Raw genomic sequence first — 20931 nt, 5'->3', positions numbered from 1 at the left:
TGCCGACAAAAGAGGGCGCTCGCAAGATCTTGCCACAATCCTTTGTTTCTCATAGTTTCCACCAGCTTAAACAACGGAATTTAATATGACTTTTTCGCCTGCGCATATCACCGCACTCGCAACACATCCTGTCAAAGGCCTCACGGCACACCCACTTCAGACAGCAACTGTAGAAGCTGGAGCTGTCTTCCCGCTGGATCGTGCCTACGCTATTGAAAACGGCCCTTGCGGTTTTGATCCTGCAGCGCCAAAACACATTTCCAAAAGCAAATTCCTCGTGCTGGTTCGCTACGAAGACGTAGCCCAAGTCAAATGCACCTATGATCTGGAAAACAAAAGCATCACCCTGTCCAAGCCGGGAGAGGATGATGTCACCCTCTCGCTGGAATCCGCCGAAGGACAGGAAGCCCTCGCGGCTTACTTCACCGCACATATGGGTGATAAAGCTGCTGGCCCACTGAAAGTCCGCCACGCAGACGACCACGCCTTCACCGACACCGCCGAAAACTTCGTGCATGTTGTGAACCTGGCCAGCGTCAAAGCTCTTTCCGAGACAATGGGCGTCGAGATCGACCCAAAACGCTTCCGCGCAAACATCTACGTGGAAGGCCTGCCAGCCTACGAAGAGTTCAACTGGGCCGACAAAAAGATCCACTCCAGCTCCGGTGTTGAGTTCAAGTTCGCCAAACGCACCCGCCGCTGCGCAGCAGTCGACGTAAACCCAACCACCGCAGAACGCGACACCAATATCAACAAGACCCTCTACGACACTCTGGGCCACATGGATGTTGGTATCTATCTGGAAGTGCTCAACAACGGCACCCTCTCCGTCGGCGATACGCTGATCGTGGAATAAGACCACACAAGCTGGCCATATAGCAAAAAGAAAACCCCGCCTTGTGAGCGGGGTTTTTCGTGAAAATCCGAAATCGGTAAAGAGACTAATGCATCCTCCCAGATGCTTAGCTTTCACCGTCTCCGGTTGTTTCCAATGCCGCTGGAGCTGGTGCATCCTCTGCAGGAACACGAGCTGCGCGGGTGCGCTGCGTGCGAGCTGCACGTGGAGTACGTGCACGAGGCGTACGACGTGGCTTAGGAGCTGCCGTTTCATCCTCACCACCTTCAGCCGCTTCAGCAGGAGCTGCCGCATTTGCAGAAGAAGGCGTACGGCGAACACCGCGACCACGAGTGCCACGAACGCGGCGACGTGGTTTGTCGTCTTCTTCATCACCTGCAGCAGGTGCCTCAGCAGCTTCAGCATTCTCTTCAACCACTGGGGAAGCTTCGATAAACGGCTGAGGCGTATCAAGGCCAATCACAGGCTGCGTGCTTGCAACAGCAACATCCTGCTCTTCGCTTGCCGCCGCACCGTTTGGCGCTTCAACAACAGCTGGTGCAGCTTCTTCTTCTGTGCGAGCAGAAGGAGCAGCACTCTGAGAGTTCTGGGGTTGAGCAGCAGCGACGATACGCTGGTAATGCTCAGCATGCTGATAGTAGTTCTCGGAGGTTACACGGTCTCCGGAGGCCTGAGCATCACGCGCAAGTTGCTGGTACTTTTCAGCAATATGCAATGCGGTACCTCGGATTTTAACATCCGGTCCATTTGACTCATAAGTACGTGTCAATGGATTTGGAGCCTTACGCCCCCGCCCACGCATGCGCTTGTTATTCTGATTTCCTGGTCTCATTCTGCCGTTAACTTTCCGGAATAGCAATCGAACCTACAGCGAGGTTCATGGGAGTAAGTTCTCCCGGATTCCAAATGCCGTTAATAAGCCTGCATGTTGATTAAGCCAAAGGCCACCAACATCGAAATGCAATCGCATTCGATCATATAACTGCTTCAATGCGATATCCGACATCCGATAGCAGCAATACAAATGCATTGCTCTCTCAGTTCTACGATACGAGGGGTCGCTCAACTATCTGCTTTGAAACTATCAACCGACGTCTCTGCCAGGCTCGTCTCACTGTCAGTGAGTGCCCATCCCCATCGTTTTCAGCTGTTAGCTGGTATCGCTTGTCGGCGAGATGAAACTATCTCGTTCCGACGTATTTTCCAAGGGCTTTTTTCCAGATTATTGAATTCTTCGCCAATCATGGAAAAACTACAACAATGACCCTCGGTTGACCGGCCAGATCATGCTCACAACGAACCTCCAGCCCCACAAGTTCCCTTGCAAGAGTTGAAAGTTCTTCCGCTTGATCAAACCCGATCTCCATTAGGAGTCCACTATTTCTCTTAAGAACTCGTTTAGCGTTACCTATCAATTCTTTATAGGCAGTAAGTCCGTCGTCTCCACCATCCAGTGCCAGCATCGGATCATGCTGTTTCACTTCATGGCTCAGCCCTTCAATAACAGCGCTGCGGATGTACGGCGGGTTACTCACAACAAAATCAAAAGTCCCGTTCAACGCATCCAGATAAGAACCCCGAACAGGGATAAAACGGCTTTCAAATCCGTTATTTGCTGCGTTTTGTCGCGCAGTCTCCAATGCCTCTTCGCTGATATCAACAGCAACACAAATTGCATTGGGTAACTCACTCAGTAGAGCAATCGCGATGGCACCGGTTCCGGTTCCGATATCCGCAAACACCCACGGCTTATCAAAACCACCATTGGCCTGACAAAATGCCAGAGTTGCCTCAACCAGCGTCTCTGTATCAGGACGTGGCTCCAGTGTTGCCTGTGAAAGAGAAAATTCCAGCCCCCAAAATTCACGCTTACCCAGAATGCGCCCAACCGGTTTCCCGGCCAGCCGCTCTTCAGCATATCGCGTGATAACCGCAAGCACCTCTGTCGAGATTTCACGGTCATATTCCAGAACCAGATTACGCGGCTCAATGCCAAGAGCTTCAGCCGTCAGCACCCGTGCATCCAGATCAGCTTCTGCCAGACCTGCATCACGAAACAGGCTTCGCACCGCAAGGTACAAAGCCTGCACATTTCTGAGCTCAACGTTTTCGAAGAGGCCGGACATTAAAGCCCTTCAGCAGCAAGCAGGTTCGCCTGATGGTCCATGATCAGAGCATCAATAACTTCACTTGTCGCTTCACCGGCCATCATCTGGTCCAGCTTGTACAGGGTCAGACCGATACGGTGATCAGTCACGCGGCCCTGCGGGAAGTTATAGGTACGAATGCGCTCGGAGCGGTCACCGGAACCAACCTGAACACGGCGGGCTTCAGTTCGCTCATTCGCAGCGCGCTCACGCTCAACATCATAGATCTTCGCACGCAGCAACTTCATTGCGCGGTCTTTGTTCTTGTGCTGAGAACGCTCATCCTGCACGGCTACCACAATCCCAGTTGGATTATGCGTAATACGAACAGCAGAGTCAGTGGTGTTCACGTGCTGACCACCAGCACCCGACGCACGATAAGTGTCGATGCGCAGATCAGCTGGGTTGATGTCCACATCCACTTCTTCCGCCTGCGGAAGCACAGCAACAGTCGCCGCTGATGTGTGAATTCGGCCACCAGATTCAGTTTCAGGCACACGCTGCACGCGGTGAACACCGGACTCAAACTTCAGCTTACCGAAGACTTCCTGACCAGTAACCGCAGCAACAATCTCTTTGAAGCCACCCATATCCCCTTCTGAAGAGGACATGACTTCAACCTTCCAACCATTGTTGTCAGCAAAGCGCTGATACATGCGGAACAGGTCGCCCGCGAAAAGCGCAGCTTCATCGCCACCGGTACCAGCGCGCACTTCAAGAATAACGTCGTGAGAGTCAGCTTTATCTTTTGGCAGAAGGCCGATACGAACCTTCTGTGTCAGATCTTCAATCACATCCGCAAGCTCGTCGCGCTCAAGCTGCGCGAGCTCTTTCATCTCTGCATCGCTTTCAGGATCAGACAGCAGTGCCTCAGCACCTTCCAGATCACCTTCGGCTTTACGCAGATCACGGATGGATTTCACAATCGGCTCAAGTTCCGCATAGTCCCGAGACAGCTTGATGTAAACCTCTGGCGCAGGACCAGATGCCATCTCAGCCTCAATACCTTCAAAGCGTGCTAGCAGTGTATCTAGTTTTTCTGGTGCCAGCATTTCGCGGCAACTCCTCAAGCGTTCGTCAGCTAAGCAAAAGGCACAACAGCCTCTAAGGTCTGCGGCAATTTAAATTTGCACTGCTTATACAGGAATATTGTTTTCGGATGCAAAGTTCGAAAGGAACTCGCGAATATCTTCCGACCCTTTACCCGCTTCCAGCTGTTTCAGCAACTCTTCTGAAAGTGCTGATAGATCCAAAGAGCGTAACATCGCCTTAACAGGACCAATGGAAGCCGGAGACATGGAAAGGTTTCTATAGCCGATCGCCAGCAAAGCCATCGCAGCAAGCGGCTGGCCACCAAGTTCACCACACAGGGTCACTGGTGTATCCATCTTATCGCCAACAACGACAATCTTGCGCAAAGCCCGCAGGAAGCTTGGAGACAGCGCTTCAAAACGCTCAGCCACCAGCGTGTTTCCGCGATCAACCGCATAGAAGAACTGGAACAGGTCGTTCGAGCCAACAGAGACGAAGTCTACTTCCTTGTAGATCTCTTCAAGTTGGTAAAGCAGTGCCGGTACTTCCAGCATCACACCAAGCTTCAGCTCCTTTGGCGTGTCGTGTCCATGCTGACGCAGATGCTTCAGCTCACGCTCAACATAATCTCGCGCCTGCTGGAATTCAGAAACATCCGCCACCATCGGGAACATGATACGCAAGGAGCGCCCTGCCCCTGCATGCAGCATAGCTCTGATCTGGGTGCGCAGCAGGCCCGGACGATCCAGTCCGAAACGAATTGCGCGCCAACCCATGGCTGGGTTCTCTTCCTGCGCCAATCGCAGGTAAGGCAGAACCTTGTCACCACCAATATCCAGAGAACGGAACGTCACCGGCTTGTCACCAGCCGCATCCAGAACCTTGGAGTATAGCGAGTGCTGCTCCTGCATTCTTGGGAAGGCTGAAGCAACCATAAACTGAAGTTCGGTACGGAACAGACCAACGCCATCCGCACCTGCATCTTCCATGCTTGGCAAATCAACCAGCAGACCAGCATTCAGCTGAAGCTTAACTTCTGTCCCGTCTTTCGTGACAGTCGGCTCTTCACGCAGCTGACGATAGATTTCCTGACGCTTGGAGCGCAGGCGAACCTTGTCTGCAAATGCCTGTTCAACATCGTTTGCCGGACGCAGGAAGATCTGACCGATCTCACCATCCACGATGATGGCATCACTTGCTTCCACCAGCGAAACAATGTCTTCCACCTGACCAACAGTTGGAATGCCAAGAGCGCGGGCAACAATAGTCACGTGACTGGTCGGGCCGCTCTCTTCCAGAACCAGACCACGAATACGGTCGCGGTCATAATCCAGCAGCTCAGCAGCGCCCATGTTGCGCGCAATGATGATCGCATCTTTTGGCAGATCGTCTTCACCACTGTGGTTCTTGCCCATCAACTCACGAATGAGGCGGTGCGCCAGATCATCCAGATCATGCAGGCGCTCACGCAGGTAAGGATCAGTCTGCCGGAGCATCTGAGCGCGTGTATCGCTCTGAACTTTCTCAACAGCAGCTTCCGCCGTCAAACCATTGCGGATCGCTTCATCAATCTTCCGGATCCAGCCACGGTCATAGGCAAACATTCGGTAAGCTTCCAGAACTTCACGGTGCTCACCGTGCTGGGAAAACTCACCACTGGCCAACATGTGGTCCAGGGATTGGCGCAGACGCGTAACGGATTCTTCAAGACGCTTCTTTTCAGTGTCCGCATCTTCAGCGATCAGATTGGTGATGACAACGCGTGGCTCATGCAAAACAACATGTCCAAGGCCAATACCGTCAGCAAGGGCAACGCCCTTCAGATGCATCGGACGGATCACATCAATTGTTGTGCCTTGCTGCGCAATTGCTTCAAGCTCACCAGCCGCGACCATCTCAGCGATAACCATCGCTGTGGTCTGCAGGGCTTCCACTTCATCTTCGAAGTAGGTCCGGTGGTCTTTGTTCTGAACAACAAGCACGCCAAGCGTGCGTCCTGCACGCAGGATCGGCACACCAAGGAAGGAGTTGTAATTCTCTTCGCCCGTTTCAGGACGATAAGCAAACGCTGGGTGCGCCTGCGCATTTGGTAGGTTCAGCGGTCTGGCATCAGAGGAAATCAAACCAACAAGACCCTCACCGACCTTCAGAGAAGTCTGGTGAACCGCGTCCTTATTCAGGCCCTCTGTCGCATACAGCTCAAGAACCCCATCCGCGCGCAAAATGTACACGGAACACACTTCCGCAACCACATTTGCCGCGATCAGACGTACAATCTTGTCGAGCCGTTCCTGCGCATTAATCGGCTCCGCCATAACTTCACGAAGCTTACGGAGGAGTACGCGCGGTCCGGCCAAGCTGCTGCGCATGCTCCGCCCTACCTATAATTCTGCTGGCCTTTTTAACAGGCCACGTTGTGCCTTGGAAGTTGTCCAAGACACAACAATATTCTCGACAGTAGGAAACCTAGCCGTCAAGTCCGTATAGCGAATGGAGAGTACGAACCGCAAGTTCCGTATACGCGGAATCGATCAGAACAGAGATTTTAATCTCAGATGTCGTAATCGCGCGGATGTTAATCCCCTTCTCAGCCAAGCCTTCAAAACACTGGGCTGCAACACCGGCATGCGAACGCATACCCATGCCGATTACGGAAACTTTTACAACATCAGTAGCGCCTTCGATATTCTCGAAGCCGATTTCCTCGACGTTCTCCTCAATTACCTTGCGCGCACGCTCGTAATCGCTCTCTGGAACGGTAAAGGTGATATCGGTCGTCTTCCCATCTGGAGAGATGTTCTGAACGATCATGTCTACGTTGATGTTGCCTTCGGCCAACGGGCCAAACACTCTGGACGCAATGCCAGGTTTGTCAGCAACGTTGCGGATAGAAATCTGTGCTTCGTCTTTTGAGTAAGCGATGCCAGTGACGACTTGTTGTTCCAAAATCTCGTCCTCGTCGCAAATAAGTGTACCTACAGGGGTTCCGTCAGCGCTAATCTGCGGGGCATCCGGATCATCAAAGCTGGAACGTACAAACGTACGAACGCCGTGAACCATCGCCATCTCAACAGAACGGACCTGCAAAACCTTCGCACCAAGAGAAGCCATTTCCAGCATCTCTTCAAACGCAACACGTTCCAGACGCGTCGCCTTGGCCACCACACGTGGGTCAGTGGTATAAACACCGTCCACATCCGTATAGATGTCACAGCGGTCTGCCTGAATAGCAGCAGCAATCGCCACCGCACTGGTGTCAGAACCACCACGTCCAAGCGTCGCCAGCCTGTTGTCAGGCGCTACACCCTGGAAACCGGCGCACACTGCAACCTGTCCACGTTCAAGGCGTTCAATGAGAGTTTGACCTTCAATGCTCTCAATGCGCGCTGCGCCGTGGGCTTCATTCGTGCGGATAGGAATTTGCCATCCCTGCCAGGAACGTGCATCCACGCCCATATCTTGCAGCACAATCGCCAACAAGCCGGAAGTCACCTGCTCACCTGAGGCAACAACCGCATCATACTCACGCGCATCATGCAGCGCTGCGGCTTCTTTCGTGTAGCCAACCAGCGTGTTCGTCACACCAGCCATCGCGGATACAACAACGGCAACCTGGTTGCCTGCTTCCACTTCACGCTTCACGTGCCGCGCAACATTTCTGATACGCTCTAGGTCGGCAACGGAGGTGCCGCCAAACTTCATAACCAAACGGGCCATCGCTTCCCAAAATCCTCCGAGGGCCTTTGTGATGAACCGATCATCACTACAAACGGCGCTAATCCATACAACTAGCGCCCTTCTATCGCAACCAGCGGCTTGACAAAAACCGCGATTAGACCCACCAGTACCGGGATGAAAGTGGAGAGTTGAGCTATGAGCACCGCGCAAAAACCAAGCAACGCCGCCAAAAACCCGGCACAAACCACAATCGACCCGGCGGAAGTTGCGCATTTCTCATCAATTGCATCGGAATGGTGGGACCCTACTGGAAAATTCCGTCCTCTCCACAAATTCAGCCCAGTTCGCATCTCCTATATTAAAGAGTATGCCTGTGACCACTTTGGCCGGGATGAGACATCCCCTAAAGCCTTAGAAGGTCTACGTATTTTGGACATCGGCTGCGGCGGTGGCCTGCTCTCCGAACCAATGGCTCGCATGGGTGCAACTGTGGTCGGAGCAGATGCTTCCGAGACCAACATCAAAGTAGCCACACTTCATGCACAGCAGTCCGGCCTAGACATCGACTATCGCGCGCAAACCGCTGAATCTCTCGTTGAGGCAGGTGAACAGTTCGACATCGTGCTCAACATGGAAGTGGTTGAACATGTCGCAGACGTTCCACTGTTCATGAAGTCCTGTGCAGATCTTGTGCGTCCCGGTGGAATGATGTTCGTTGCAACTATCAACAGAACTCTGAAAGCCTACGCCCTCGCAATTGTCGCAGCAGAACGCGTTCTCCGCTGGCTGCCAAAAGGTACTCACCAATACGAAAAGCTGGTTCGCCCGGAAGAGCTGGAAGCACCGCTCAATGAATCCGGTATGAGCGTCTATGAGCGCTGCGGCGTCAGCTTCAATCCGCTCACCGACAGTTGGTCCAGAACAACGGATCTGGATGTAAACTACATGGTAATAGCTCGGAAGCCAGAGTAGCAGCTGGCATCCAATTAAAAAGGAGAATGAAAATGCCAGACACAGCAACAGCAGAAACTGTCGTTTTCATTCCCGGCCTGACCAGCACTGGCGCTTTGTTCGGACCTCAGATCAACTCTCTGAAAGAGCGCCCGATCATCATCGCCGAAACCTGCGGCATGGATTCCATTGAAGCCATGGCAAAGAGACTGCTGGACCACACACCCGAAAAGTTCGCTCTCCTCGGCATGTCCATGGGCGGTTACGTTGCCCTCGAGGTGATTCGACAGGCACCTGAACGTGTCAGCCGCCTCGCGTTGGTCAACACAAACGCCCGAGACGACACCGCGGCTCAAACGCAGCTTCGCCATACACAAATGGAAATTGCAAAGAAGGGTGGCTTTCACAAGATCGCCTCCATGCAATACCCGCAACTCGTCCACCCTGCCCGCCATGACGATACCGCTCTCAGACAAGTGGTCTTCGATATGGCTGCCGAGATCGGTCCTGAAGATTTCCTGAAGCAGCAAACCGCCATCATCAATCGCCGCGATCAAAGGCCAAATCTCCCAGCAATCCAGTGCCCGACCATGATCATCGCTGGCGAAGAGGACAGCCTGCTCCCACTCGACAGATGCCGCGAAATGCATGACGCAATCGCAAACAGCAAACTGCACATCATCCCGGATTGCGGCCACATGTCGACACTGGAACACCCGGTTCATACAAGCGAGCTCGTTCAGGACTGGTTGGCATCATAGCAGCTCCGCAAGGTTAACGAGTCCTTCAGAAAAAAGCCGCTGAAATCCCTTAGAATCCAGAATATCCTTTTGCCAATATTAGCGCCTATAAACAGGAGGGTGTACGCGGCGTAAGTTACCGGCAAACGAGCTTCTTCCAAAATCCCTGATCGCTCGAAATTTATTGTCTCAAAACCTAAATCGCCGCCCGAGAACTTGATCGGAGTCCGGAGGAGACACGATGCTGAACATGGACAAAGAGATGAAGGAAGCAATGGACCGCTGGACCGTTGCTGCAGATGGAATGCCTTGGCAAGGCTGGTTCTGGGCGCAGGGTGGAGATCAACTATCCAATACGGCTTTGGAGCATGCAATCTCAAACAACAAAGCCATGCTTGAAAGCTATCAGGCAATCATGGCTGCCAACATCGCATTCTTCAACAAACGCATGAAAGCCAACACCGATTTCATTCAGGAGATTTGGGACTGCCCAACAGGCATTGAGCTTTCAAAACTCACCAGCGACTTCATGCAGCAAGCTTTCGAAGATTGCCGCCAGGAAGGCGCTCGCCAGATGAACCAGATGTCCTCAACAATGAAGGGCACAGTCTCCAAAACTCAAAAGGCAACTTCAGAAGCGCTCACCAGCATTGATGACCTCAAGGCAATGGCTCAGGCTGCGCCAACAAAGGTACCAGCGAAACCACGTCGCCGAGTGCCTCGTAAATCCACCAGCACCCGGACACGCGCAAAGAATGCGGACAAACCTTCCGCATCCCGAGCCCCGGGCAAGAAAGGCGTTTCAGCCTGAGTGCGCGAAAAATGGAAAAGGCGCCCTAAACGAGGCGCCTTTCGTTTATCTGCTATTCAGTCTGCAGCAAATCAGTTGCGGTCTTCCGGCAAAACAGGAAGTGGCATCAGCTCAATGCCTTCTTCCAAAAGCTCTTTCGCGTCGTCCGGTGTCGTTTCTCCGTAAATCCCACGCTCTTCGCTCTCACCATAGTGGATCTTGCGCGCCTCTTCAGCAAACTTGTCGCCAACATACTCAGAGTTGGAAACGACTTGTTTGCGGAACTCCCGCAGAGCTTCCACCAATTCCTTCGCTTTTTCAGGAACTTTCTGCAGATCAACATTGGATGCCGATGTCGCTACAGCTTGTTCTGAACTCGCAGGAGCGGCAGCTGCCGACTTCTGTTCTTTCGCGACCGCAGCCTCTGATGCTTTCGCCTGAGCAGCAGCAACAGCTTTCGCAGCCTGATGTTCAACCAGCGCCTTCTTCTGGCTTCGCGACGTCGACACATTTGGCGCCATTAAGCGTTTATGGACTTCTGAACTGTCGCAGAACGGGCACGTGATCAGCCCCATTTCTTTCTGCTTGTCGTAGTCGCCAGAATTCCGAAACCATCCATCAAACTCATGCCCATTGTCACAGGCGAGAGAGTAATTAATCACCTGACCATCTCCCCACTCAGGGAAACCGTGGCCACGGAAAAATCTCGTGCATTCTCAATTGCCGGAATGCGGCGACGGGCTTCATCAACCTTTGCCATATCAAGCTCACCCAGCAACACACCCGGTTCATCATGATCCAGTTCTGCAATCACACGGCCCCAAGGATCCACCATCAGGCTATGCCCATAGGTCTGGCGATCATCTTCGTGCGTACCACCTTGCGCAGCTGTCACAACAAAAGCACCGTTTTCAATAGCACGCGATCTTTGCAGTACATGCCAATGCGCCTCACCTGTTTGCTTGGTAAAGGCAGCAGGTCCAGTCAACACTTGAGCTCCGGCTTTGGATTGCTCACGGAACAGAGCTGGCTGGCGAATATCATAGCAGATAGCCATACCAACCTTGGCGACACCAAGATCAATCACTGGAGAGACACTGCCAGCACTATAGCTTTCAGATTCACGCCAGCTTTCACCATTCGGCAAGTCCACATCAAACATATGGATCTTGTCATAACGCGCTACGACCTCACCTCGCGGGGAAATCATAAAACCACGATTGGCCAGCTTGTCATCTTCAAGCCGAATAGCTAGAGACCCGATATGAACCCAAATACTCAACTCATTCGCCAAAGTACCCAAACGCTTCAGGAAGGGATCAGCTTCTTCAAAACTTGAGGCAGCAAGTTGTGCTTTGCGGCTACGTTCCAACACATTGGTCATCTCAGGCGTTTGCACATAAACCGCGCCTTCAGCAGCAGCTTCTCTAACCAACGCCTCACAGACATCAAGATTTTCGAGCGGGTTTCGCCCCGTTCTCATCTGGACACATGCAGCCACAAAACTTGTCATCAAATCTCACTTTCAAAGCGTAGTGTCTAATACGCTTCCTAAGCTTCTTTAAATATCAGCACTCAGCAGGCCATCCAAGTGGCCACGACGCTCCAGCGCAAACAGGTCATCACAACCACCAATATGCTCTGATCCAATGAAGATCTGTGGGAAGGTGTTCGCACCGTTCGCCTTGGAAATCATTTCCTTACGGATTGTAGGATCTTCGCTGTAGTTGAATTCTTTATAGTCAACACCCTTCTCATCAAGAAGTCTTTTTGCACGAGCACAGTAACCGCACATGTCACGGGTGTAGATAGTAACTTGAGCCATATTTTTGTCCTTTGGATACACAGCGAAGGCCAATAAAATTCAGCCATCAAAACTGAAGTCTATATGGCTCACAGCCAAATAAACCGCAAGTCCACCTCAACTCAAGTTGATCACTTGGTTATATCAAGCATACAAAACGCCGTTTCAACAGCAGCTAAGCATTATAGTCAGGCAGATTTTCAGGATCTACCAGCGCAAAAACCAGTACATCAACTTGCTTTGCACCCGCTGCTTTCAAAACACGCGTGCACTCTTCAACAGTTGCACCGGTTGTCAGCACATCATCAACCAACACCACATGCGCACCGGAAACCTTCGCAAGAAAATGCTCTGAAACTTCAAAGGCTCCTTTCACATTCGCTGTCCGTGCTCCCCGCTTAAGCCCCACCTGCTGATTGGTCTTGCGTGTGCGAACCAACCCATCCAGCAAACTCTGCCCACCAAGATGCTTTTGTATCTCGCGAGTAAGCAATGCAGACTGGTTATAAGTCCGCTCTCGTAATCGTGAGCTGTGTAATGGAACAGGTACTAGAAAACTCTCAGCTGAGACCAGTTCCGCCCCCGGGTTCAGCATGCAGCCCGCAAGAAACTTGGATAATTGAATCTCGCCATAGAACTTGAAACGCTTCACCAGCTCTTGCGCAGGCCCATTATACAAAGCCGCAGCCCGTGCCCGCTCATAATCAGGAGGGTTTACAAGCGCAGCTGCGCTCCAGGCATTTGGGCCAAGTTCATAATGTAAAGGCACTCCGAGCCGCTCGCAGTATGGCGCTGAAATCAAATCAAGCTTCTGCCAACACGACAGACACAAGCCTCCCTCACCCTGCACCAGCTCGCTACAAACCGGGCAGCAGTGAGGAAACAATGCATCCAAAACGAAACTGAGGCTACGCTTCAAATAAGGAAGCAGCTTGAGATCTTTCAATCGGTGCTTGTCAGGCAGCCCTTCTCTTTCCACTGCATCAGGCAACCATTCCAGAGAAGAAAACTTGTCGCCCATCTATGCTCACCGTATACATCTGCAGATGAATTAGGCTAACAAAGCCTTCCATGGACATCACCCCATGTTCAATGGGGATATAACTTCCAATAGTGCGCACAGCGCATTCTGGCCAAAGGCGCCCTCATGAGCGAACATACTCTCTTTGATCGTAACCTCATCGCAAAACGGCGCATGACTGCGTTAAAGAGAGCGCAAGACGGCGCTGACTTTCTGATGAAAGCAGCTGCTACAGATCTTCAGGATCGCTTGGACTTCATCAGCAGAGAGTTTGAAATCGGTATTGATCTAGGTGGACATACCGGACATGTGTTTGAGGTCTTGAAGAATTCTGGAAAGGTAAAACACCTTCTCCGCGCAGATCTCTTCGCTGCAGACCCGAACCTTTCAGAACCAGACATGATCGTGGATGACGCAGCTCTACCATTTGCACCAGAAAGCGTGGACCTAATTGTCTCCACGTTGAACCTGCAGATGCTCGACGATCTGCCTGGCACACTCATTCAGATTAAACGAGCCTTGAAGCCTGACGGTCTTTTCCTCGGTCTTCTGTTGGGAACAGATACTCTGGCTGAGCTCCGTGACTGTCTCATGCGCGCTGAAATGGAAGTAAGCGAAGGTGTCTCCCCACGGGTGATCCCATTTGCAGATACCAGAGATTTGGGCGGCCTCCTCCAACGCGCAGGCTTCGCTCTTCCAGTGAGCGATGTTGATCGTATCACAGTCAGATACGACACCATGTTTGACCTGATCAGAGATCTACGCGCAATGGGGGCAACAAACCCTCTCAAAGAACGTCTGAAGACCCTAACAAGCAAGAAGGTGTTTATGAGAGCTGCGGAGATCTACGCTCAGGATTACTCAGACGCTGACGGCCGCATCCGCGCCACCTTCACCTTCGCATCTCTCTCCGGTTGGGCGCCACACGAGTCTCAACAAAAACCATTAAAGCCAGGCTCTGCAAAACACAGCCTGGCTGAAGCATTGGGAACGAAAGAGATAAAGTCGTAATTAGTTAGAAACAACTGAAGCGATTGTATCGGCCACAAACTGGAAATTATCCGTAATAGTTGCTCCAATAGCAGTCACGGCTGCAACAATTGCAAGAACAATCAAACCAGCAAGAATGGCGTATTCAACGGCAGCGGCACCGCGCTCGTCTTCAGTCATATGAGCAATCGTAAAACCACATTTCTGATTGTGATACGCTTTCTCACTCAACGCCATTACTGCCTCTTGTTCTCCGTGATCTCCCGCTAATAAGACACAAGGTCGATTAGATGCGGGATCAGCGGCTCATCTGCTGGTGGCATGTCATAATCACGTAAACGAACTGCCCGTACCCATTTCAGGTTCTGCCCCTCTGCCCCATGAGGTGTGCCCGACCATCGCCTACAAACGTAAAGTGGCATCAGCAGATGAAAATCTTCGTAAGTGTGGCTAGCGAAACTAAGGGGAGCAAGGCACTCTTTTTTAACCGTAATTCCGAGCTCCTCGGATAATTCACGGATCAGACAATCCTCTGGCGTTTCATTACTTTCAATCTTACCGCCCGGAAACTCCCAGAATCCCGCCATTGATTTCCCCTCGGGACGTTGAGCAAGCAAAATGCGGTTGTCTTCATCAATGAGGGCACACGCCGCGACCATCACAATTTTCATTTATTTTCCCGTTTCACAAAGGACCACCCTGAAAACTTTTTGGAAACCATACCAAAGATCCCGAGTGAAATTTTACTGATTTTCTTAAGGCTGGACGTCTCTGCAGTAGTGATAGGCATAGGCTTCCCGATATCCAAGGGAATCGTAGAGCTCTACTGCAGGCGCATTCTCGGCAACCACTTGCAGCCACGCTGTCTCTGCCCCGCGTTCGGCTCCAAGACGCTGCACTTCACACATCAACGCATAAGCCAACCCTTGTCGGCGGTTAGCTTCTGCTGTGGCGACGCTAAAGATGCCAAGCATATCACCGTCGACAACACCAAGAAGAACTGCTGCGGGGATGCCATCATCAGTTTCCACGACCAGCGCAACCAGCTCAACAGCAACTCTGGAAAGCACATCGTGAAGTGCTTGCACCGTTGCATCAAGAGGCGCGCCCGGCTGAGCACCACCAACCAATGCATACTTCCTGATCCACTCATCAAGAGAGACTTGGCTGAGCTTGTAGCCCTTAGGCACATCAGTATCGCCAAGAACCCAAATGGACCGAGACAGCACAAGCGTTTCATCAAGCCGCGTGTAGTTTTGCTCAGTCAGAACCTGATCCACATCCGCTGGAACCAACGGCGTCCATCGCACATGAAAAGCCACGTCGCGCTTCTTAAAGCGTTGGCGAGCCGCAACAAGCCGCTCTTCAGCTTCATCGCCATCATTAACGTCATAAAAGTTCAGCGAATTATTACGGCGAGCGCTTCCACCTGGTGAGAGCCGGGAAATCCAGCTCCCATCATGATGCGTCATTAGGCTTGGAAAGCAGTTCAGGTTCGCCTGCTCCAGCTTCAAAACTGTTTCCAGATCGCAGTTTGGTTGGCGAGGTTGAACCCGCTTAGCTTCTGTAGTCACCATTGATTGCCACATACTCCTTGGTGAGATCGCATGTCCACACAGTCGCGCTGCCATTTCCAATGCCAAGATCAACCTTCAGGACGATCTCATCTTCTTTCATGACTGCGGAAGCTTCATCTTCGCTGTAGTCTGGATCTCGCTCACCATCAACTGCTACGCGGATGTCACCAAACCAGATCGCCAATCGATCGCGATCTGCAGGCTCACCGGCTTTACCAACAGCCATAACGACGCGGCCCCAGTTCGCATCTTCACCAGCAAAAGCAGTCTTCATCAATGGAGAGTTTGCAATCGCCATCGCAATCCGCTTAGCAGAGGCATCGCTCTCAGCACCTTCCACCTTCACTTCAACGAACTTGGTTGCCCCTTCCCCATCACGCACGATCATCTGTGCCAGTTCAAGCATCATGCTGGAGAGAGCTTCGCGGAACTCAGCAAGACGTGGATCCGCAGCATCTTCAATCCATTCATCACCTGCAGAACCAGTAGCAACAAGCAGCACGGTGTCGGAGGTGGATGTATCACTATCAACGGTGATGGAGTTAAAGGAGCCACCGACACACTCAGAAAGCAAGCTCTGCAAGGCAGGTGCTTTGATTGGAGCGTCAGTGAACAGGAAGCCAAGCATGGTCGCCATGTCAGGCGCGATCATACCCGCGCCTTTCGCGATACCGTTCAAGGTCACTGTCGCCTCACCCAGCTTCACACTCCGGGTGCTCAGCTTTGGATAGGTGTCTGTGGTCATAATCGCCTTGGCAGCATCCATCCACTTGTCAGCAATAGCATCGGCCACAAGGCTATCTGCAACATCTGCAAATTTCTCAGCCGGAAGAGGCTCACCAATCACACCTGTAGAGGCAAGGTACAACTCATCAGCAGCAAAGCCCGTTGCCTTAGACAGAATATCTGCAGACAGCTGAACAGAGGCGAGACCCTTCTTCCCAGTAAACGCATTCGCATTACCGGAGTTGACCATAATCGCACGAGCGACACCTTTGGAAAGGTTCTGCTTACACCAGTCCACCGGGGCACTGGTACACTTGGATTTTGTAAACACACCGGCGATCTGAGCAGGCTCATCAAACACTGCGAGAAGAACATCAGTACGTCCTTCGTACTTCAACCCAGCTGCAGCCGTCGCCATTCGAACGCCCTTAACTTCCGGAAGCTCAGGATAAGACTTGGGTGCGAGTGGAGAAATAGTCGCGGACATGAAAACCTCCCGAAGATAACAATGCCAATGCATCAAAAAAGTAGCCCCGGAAGGCCTAAGCCATCCGGGGCTACAAAAACAAGGTGTTTTATTTCAATAATCAGCAGAGCTAACAAGCAGATGCCTATTACTTGCTTTCTTCAGCCTTCGCTTCATCAGCATCTGCGCCAATGATTTCCACAGTGTTCTTGGCTTTCAGCTCTTCAAGCACTTCACGGAATTTCGCGAGAACCAGCTCCTGACGGATCTGACCTTCAGCAGCTTCTAGAGTTGGTGCTGGCTGAGTGCGGGCTTCCTTGTTCAAAATGACGTGGTAACCAAACTGTGTTTGCACAGGCTCTTTTGTGAACTCGCCTGGTTTCAGAGCAAAAGCAGCAGTTTCAAACTCAGGAACCATCTGGCCTTTACCGAAGAAACCAAGGTCACCACCGTTAGGGCCGGAAGGACCAGTAGACTTCTCTTTTGCAAGCTCAGCAAAGTCCGCACCACCTTCAAGCTGCTTGATGATGTCCTTTGCTTCATCTTCCTTTTCTAAAAGGATATGAGCTGCATTGATCTCAGGCGCGCCCTGGTAGTTGGCATACTCAGCATCGTAAGCAGCCTTGACTTCGTCTTCAGTAACCGCGCTCTGAATGTACTTCTGGAAGTATGCATTACGCAGCGCACGAGTACGTTCAAATGCCATGAGGCGTTTAAAGTCGTCAGTTTCTGCGAGTTTTTCTTCCTCACCAGCTTCAGCCAGCAGTTTCATCTCCACCAGCACGTCGGTCAAAACCTTGCGCCATTCGGTTGGAGGAACACGCTGCAGCTGCTGCGCATAGTCCTGCGCGGCATAAGCAAGATCTGCTTCGGTAATAACGCTGTTTCCGACCTTGGCAACTGGCTTGTCCAGATCAGGTGCAGTGTCTGCATCCTGTGCCTGAGCAACATTCAGGCTAATGGCCAGTGCAGCAACTGCAACTGAGCTGCCGAGGATCCCTGTAAATTTACGAAGCATAAGATCTCTTTCTTTCCTGTTTATGGAGAGTTTAAAAAGAGTTGCAAAACAACAAAGCTTTATGTTGCGACGGCAACTGCCGTTGACAACCCTTGAGCCCACTCTTATCTCTCTGTCGCCTGCTTTTTTACGCGCAGGTGCTTAATATGCTGTGACTCATGTCAGAACCACAGAGTTTTGACTGGATAGATCACGAATGTGAAGTTTTTTAGGGCCCGGCCGCGACGTGAAACAACCGGCGCGCCCAACAGAGGAAGGACCGCCACATGGTGGGGCTCGGCGCACTCGCTCGAAAAATATTTGGTTCTGCTAACGACCGTCGGATCAAGACACTCAAGCCTAAAGTAGCTGCTATCAATGCTTTAGAGCCAGAAATGGAAGCTCTGACGGATGATCAGCTGAAAGCCAAAACAGACGAGTTCCGTGAGCAGCTTGCAAATGGCGCAAAGCTGGATGATCTCCTCGTTCCTGCTTTTGCTGTTGTGCGTGAGGCGTCTCGCCGTGTTCTTGGCCTTCGTCAGTACGATGTACAGCTCATCGGCGGCATGGTTCTTCATGCTGGTGAAATCACCGAAATGCGTACCGGTGAAGGTAAAACCCTTGTGGCAACCGCACCAGTATACCTTAACGCATTGAGCGGTAAGGGTGTTCACGTTGTAACCGTGAACGATTACCTCGCCTCTCGTGACGTTGAGTGGATGGGCCAGATCTACCGCTTCCTCGGCCTGACAACCGGTCTCATCGTTCACGGCATTTCCGATGAAGAACGTAAAGCAGCTTATGCCGCTGACGTGACTTACGGTACCAACAACGAATTCGGCTTCGATTACCTTCGTGACAACATGAAGTACGATCGTGAGTCCATGGTGCAGCGTCCGCACCACTTTGCAATCGTGGATGAGGTGGACTCCATTCTCGTCGACGAAGCACGTACACCGCTGATCATCTCCGGTCCTCTGGAAGATCGCACCGATTTCTACAATGCCATCGATGCCTTCATTCCTAAGCTTGTAGATGAAGACTTCGAGATTGATGAGAAAGCTCGCTCCGCTACCTTCACCGAAGCAGGTAACGAGAAGCTGGAGCAACTCTTGTCTGAAGCTGACCTCCTGAAGGGTGATTCGCTTTATGATGTGGAAAACGTCACAGCGGTACACCACCTGCAGCAGGGCCTGAAAGCTCACAAACTATTCCAGCGCGATAAAGACTACATCGTACGCAACGACGAAGTCGTCATCATTGACGAGTTCACCGGTCGTATGATGCCAGGTCGTCGTTTCTCTGAAGGCCTTCACCAGGCTCTGGAAGCAAAAGAAAAAGTTGCGATCCAGCCAGAGAACCAGACCCTCGCGTCCATTACATTCCAGAACTACTTCCGCATGTACGACAAGCTTGCTGGCATGACCGGTACAGCGATGACCGAAGCGGAAGAATTCATGGACATCTACAGCCTGGATGTTGTTGACATTCCAACCAACGTTCCTGTGCAGCGTATTGACGACGACGATGAGGTCTACCGCACCGTCGCTGAGAAATACAACGCGATCATGGAGCTGGTTGACGACTGTCACGAACGCGGTCAGCCGGTTCTGGTTGGCACCACATCCATCGAAAAGTCCGAGCTGTTGGCTGAGCTTCTCATGAAGCATGGGTACAAGCAGATCGACGTTTCTGATCCAAAGGCACTTGCTGACTACGCAAAGTCCGCTGGCAAGCAGAAAGTCTTCGCAGTTCTGAACGCGCGCTACCATGAGCAGGAAGCAAGCATCATCGCACAGGCAGGTGTGCCGGGTGCTGTGACCATCGCAACTAACATGGCAGGTCGTGGTACCGACATTCAACTCGGCGGTAACGTTGAAATGCGCGTTGCGAACGAGCTTGGTGACATGCCTGAAGGCGCAGATCGCACTGCTAAAGAAGAAGCCATCAAGAAAGAAGTTGAAGAGCTGAAGCAAAAAGCTCTTGAAGCTGGTGGCCTTTACGTTGTTGCAACTGAGCGCCACGAAAGCCGACGCATCGACAACCAGCTGCGTGGTCGTTCCGGTCGTCAGGGTGACCCTGGACACTCCAAGTTCTTCCTGTCTCTGCAGGATGACCTGATGCGCATCTTCGGTTCTGAGCGTATGGACTCCATGCTTCAGAAGCTTGGTCTGCAGGAAGGCGAGGCAATCGTTCACCCTTGGATCAACAAGGCACTCGAAAAAGCTCAGCAGAAAGTGGAAGCACGCAACTTCGACATTCGTAAGAACCTGCTGAAGTTCGACGACGTGATGAACGATCAGCGTAAAGTTGTCTTCGATCAGCGTCTCGAAATGATGGATCCAGAAGTCACTCAGGAAGCAGTTGCGGAAATGCGCGAAGAGTTCGTTGAAGATCTCGTTGCAGCACACATTCCGGAACGCGCCTACCCAGAACAGTGGGATACTGAAGGCCTGAAGGAAGAAGTTCGCACCAAGCTGAACCTCGATCTGCCAATCGTTGATTGGGCAAACGAGGAAGGCATCGCGGACGAAGAAGTGACCACGCGCCTGAAGAAAGAAGCCAACGAAGTGATGGCTGCAAAGGCTGCAAACTATGGTCCTGACATCATGCGTCAGATCGAGCGTGCAGTTCTGCTTCAGACCATTGATAATCTGTGGCGTGAGCACCTGGCGAACCTTGACCACCTGCGCTCAGCAGTTGGCCTGCGCGGTTACGCTCAGCGTGATCCTCTTCAGGAATACAAGACTGAGTCCTTCACTCTCTTCGAAAACATGCTGAGCACTCTGCGCCAGACCACAACAAGCCAGCTGATGCATGTTGAACTGGTTCAGCAGCAGGCACCTGAAACACCTCAGATGCCAGCTCACATGGAAGCACATCACACCAATCCACTGACTGGTGAAGATGAAATGGCTGAAGCTGATCGCCAACTGGCAGAAGCACGTGCCGCATCTGCACCAGAAGGCCGTGACTCAGACGACCCTGAAACATGGGGCCGTGTGGGCCGCAATGAGCCTTGCCCATGTGGTTCTGGCAAAAAATACAAGCATTGCCACGGCGCCCTCGTCTGATCCGGCAATCAATGATTTGAGAAAGGGCTGCTTCGGCGGCCCTTTTTTATTGCGCAATGCCCACTCAATTTTGCTCCAAGGA

20 protein-coding genes are annotated in these 20931 nt (G+C 52.0%); 6 read left to right on the top strand and 14 right to left on the bottom strand.

The genetic code is table 11. The features are described from left to right. Positions 1-85: 85 nt before the first annotated feature. A complete protein-coding gene (locus AC3CB2_RS12635) occupies positions 86-856 on the top strand; it encodes an MOSC domain-containing protein (protein ID WP_352931813.1) in 771 nt (256 codons plus the stop codon). A gap of 106 nt (positions 857-962) precedes the next feature. Here AC3CB2_RS12635 and AC3CB2_RS12630 read toward each other — a convergent pair whose 3' ends face one another. The 5 genes from AC3CB2_RS12630 to AC3CB2_RS12610 all read right to left on the bottom strand — a co-directional run bounded on the left by AC3CB2_RS12630 (position 963) and on the right by AC3CB2_RS12610 (position 7752). After that, entirely contained in the window at positions 963-1658 is a 696-nt protein-coding gene (locus AC3CB2_RS12630; protein ID WP_488389887.1) for a DUF4167 domain-containing protein, read from the bottom strand. 439 nt (positions 1659-2097) lie between these two features. Next, complete coding sequence (prmC, locus tag AC3CB2_RS12625; protein ID WP_352931817.1) at positions 2098-2982, bottom strand: peptide chain release factor N(5)-glutamine methyltransferase; 885 nt, start codon at positions 2980-2982, stop codon at positions 2098-2100. Beyond that, positions 2982-4055 carry a peptide chain release factor 1 gene (gene prfA / locus AC3CB2_RS12620; RefSeq protein ID WP_352931819.1) on the bottom strand — a complete coding sequence of 358 codons (1074 nt, stop codon included), beginning with the start codon at positions 4053-4055 and terminating at the stop codon, positions 2982-2984. The genes prmC and prfA overlap by 1 nt, the downstream gene beginning before the upstream one ends. An 84-nt stretch (positions 4056-4139) precedes the next feature. Further along, complete coding sequence (gene ptsP, locus AC3CB2_RS12615; protein ID WP_352931821.1) at positions 4140-6404, bottom strand: phosphoenolpyruvate--protein phosphotransferase; 2265 nt, start codon at positions 6402-6404, stop codon at positions 4140-4142. A 97-nt stretch (positions 6405-6501) separates the two neighbouring features. Next, positions 6502-7752, bottom strand: coding sequence for an aspartate kinase (locus AC3CB2_RS12610; protein WP_008550391.1), 1251 nt, complete (start codon positions 7750-7752; stop codon positions 6502-6504). Positions 7753-7908: 156 nt separating this feature from the next. On the opposite strand from AC3CB2_RS12610, the gene ubiG reads away from it, so the two are divergent. From ubiG to AC3CB2_RS12595, 3 genes are all read left to right on the top strand, one after another. After that, complete coding sequence (gene ubiG / locus AC3CB2_RS12605; RefSeq protein WP_352931823.1) at positions 7909-8685, top strand: bifunctional 2-polyprenyl-6-hydroxyphenol methylase/3-demethylubiquinol 3-O-methyltransferase UbiG; 777 nt, start codon at positions 7909-7911, stop codon at positions 8683-8685. A 32-nt stretch (positions 8686-8717) separates the two neighbouring features. Continuing rightward, on the top strand, positions 8718-9425 hold the full coding sequence (locus tag AC3CB2_RS12600; RefSeq protein ID WP_352931825.1) for an alpha/beta fold hydrolase: 708 nt from the start codon (positions 8718-8720) through the stop codon (positions 9423-9425). A 220-nt stretch (positions 9426-9645) separates the two neighbouring features. After that, on the top strand, positions 9646-10215 hold the full coding sequence (locus AC3CB2_RS12595; protein WP_054785445.1) for a phasin family protein: 570 nt from the start codon (positions 9646-9648) through the stop codon (positions 10213-10215). Between the two features lie 71 nt (positions 10216-10286). Here AC3CB2_RS12595 and AC3CB2_RS12590 read toward each other — a convergent pair whose 3' ends face one another. The 4 genes from AC3CB2_RS12590 to AC3CB2_RS12575 form a co-directional block, all read right to left on the bottom strand. Beyond that, positions 10287-10856: a DUF1178 family protein gene (locus AC3CB2_RS12590; protein ID WP_352931827.1), complete on the bottom strand. Its 570-nt coding sequence runs from the start codon at positions 10854-10856 to the stop codon at positions 10287-10289. Beyond that, on the bottom strand, positions 10853-11707 hold the full coding sequence (locus AC3CB2_RS12585; RefSeq protein ID WP_352931829.1) for a carbon-nitrogen hydrolase family protein: 855 nt from the start codon (positions 11705-11707) through the stop codon (positions 10853-10855). The genes AC3CB2_RS12590 and AC3CB2_RS12585 overlap by 4 nt, the downstream gene beginning before the upstream one ends. Positions 11708-11755: 48 nt before the next feature. Beyond that, positions 11756-12019, bottom strand: coding sequence for a glutaredoxin 3 (gene grxC, locus AC3CB2_RS12580; protein ID WP_008550285.1), 264 nt, complete (start codon positions 12017-12019; stop codon positions 11756-11758). A gap of 154 nt (positions 12020-12173) precedes the next feature. Further along, entirely contained in the window at positions 12174-13019 is an 846-nt protein-coding gene (locus tag AC3CB2_RS12575) for a ComF family protein (protein WP_352931831.1), read from the bottom strand. Between the two features lie 126 nt (positions 13020-13145). Here AC3CB2_RS12575 and AC3CB2_RS12570 point away from each other — a divergent pair, with 126 nt between their 5' ends. Beyond that, positions 13146-14030, top strand: coding sequence for a methyltransferase domain-containing protein (locus AC3CB2_RS12570; RefSeq protein WP_352931833.1), 885 nt, complete (start codon positions 13146-13148; stop codon positions 14028-14030). Here AC3CB2_RS12570 and AC3CB2_RS12565 read toward each other — a convergent pair whose 3' ends face one another. The 5 genes from AC3CB2_RS12565 to AC3CB2_RS12545 form a co-directional block, all read right to left on the bottom strand. Next, a complete protein-coding gene (locus AC3CB2_RS12565) occupies positions 14031-14246 on the bottom strand; it encodes a Flp family type IVb pilin (protein ID WP_037037338.1) in 216 nt (71 codons plus the stop codon). Between the two features lie 29 nt (positions 14247-14275). Beyond that, positions 14276-14680 (bottom strand): 8-oxo-dGTP diphosphatase MutT, encoded by a 405-nt coding sequence (mutT, locus tag AC3CB2_RS12560; RefSeq protein ID WP_014283005.1) that lies wholly within the window; start codon positions 14678-14680, stop codon positions 14276-14278. A gap of 84 nt (positions 14681-14764) precedes the next feature. After that, on the bottom strand, positions 14765-15586 hold the full coding sequence (locus tag AC3CB2_RS12555; protein WP_352931836.1) for a GNAT family N-acetyltransferase: 822 nt from the start codon (positions 15584-15586) through the stop codon (positions 14765-14767). Next, on the bottom strand, positions 15567-16799 hold the full coding sequence (gene argJ / locus AC3CB2_RS12550; protein ID WP_352931838.1) for a bifunctional glutamate N-acetyltransferase/amino-acid acetyltransferase ArgJ: 1233 nt from the start codon (positions 16797-16799) through the stop codon (positions 15567-15569). Before argJ ends, AC3CB2_RS12555 begins: the two co-directional genes overlap by 20 nt. A gap of 127 nt (positions 16800-16926) precedes the next feature. Further along, positions 16927-17796 (bottom strand): peptidylprolyl isomerase, encoded by an 870-nt coding sequence (locus tag AC3CB2_RS12545; RefSeq protein WP_352931840.1) that lies wholly within the window; start codon positions 17794-17796, stop codon positions 16927-16929. 266 nt (positions 17797-18062) lie between these two features. Between AC3CB2_RS12545 and secA the strand changes: the two genes are divergently transcribed. Beyond that, positions 18063-20849, top strand: coding sequence for a preprotein translocase subunit SecA (gene secA, locus AC3CB2_RS12540; RefSeq protein WP_352931842.1), 2787 nt, complete (start codon positions 18063-18065; stop codon positions 20847-20849). Positions 20850-20931: the final 82 nt, after the last annotated feature.

Source organism: Pseudovibrio sp. SCP20, from assembly GCF_057774105.1.
This window is presented reverse-complemented; position numbering and strand designations above follow the sequence as displayed.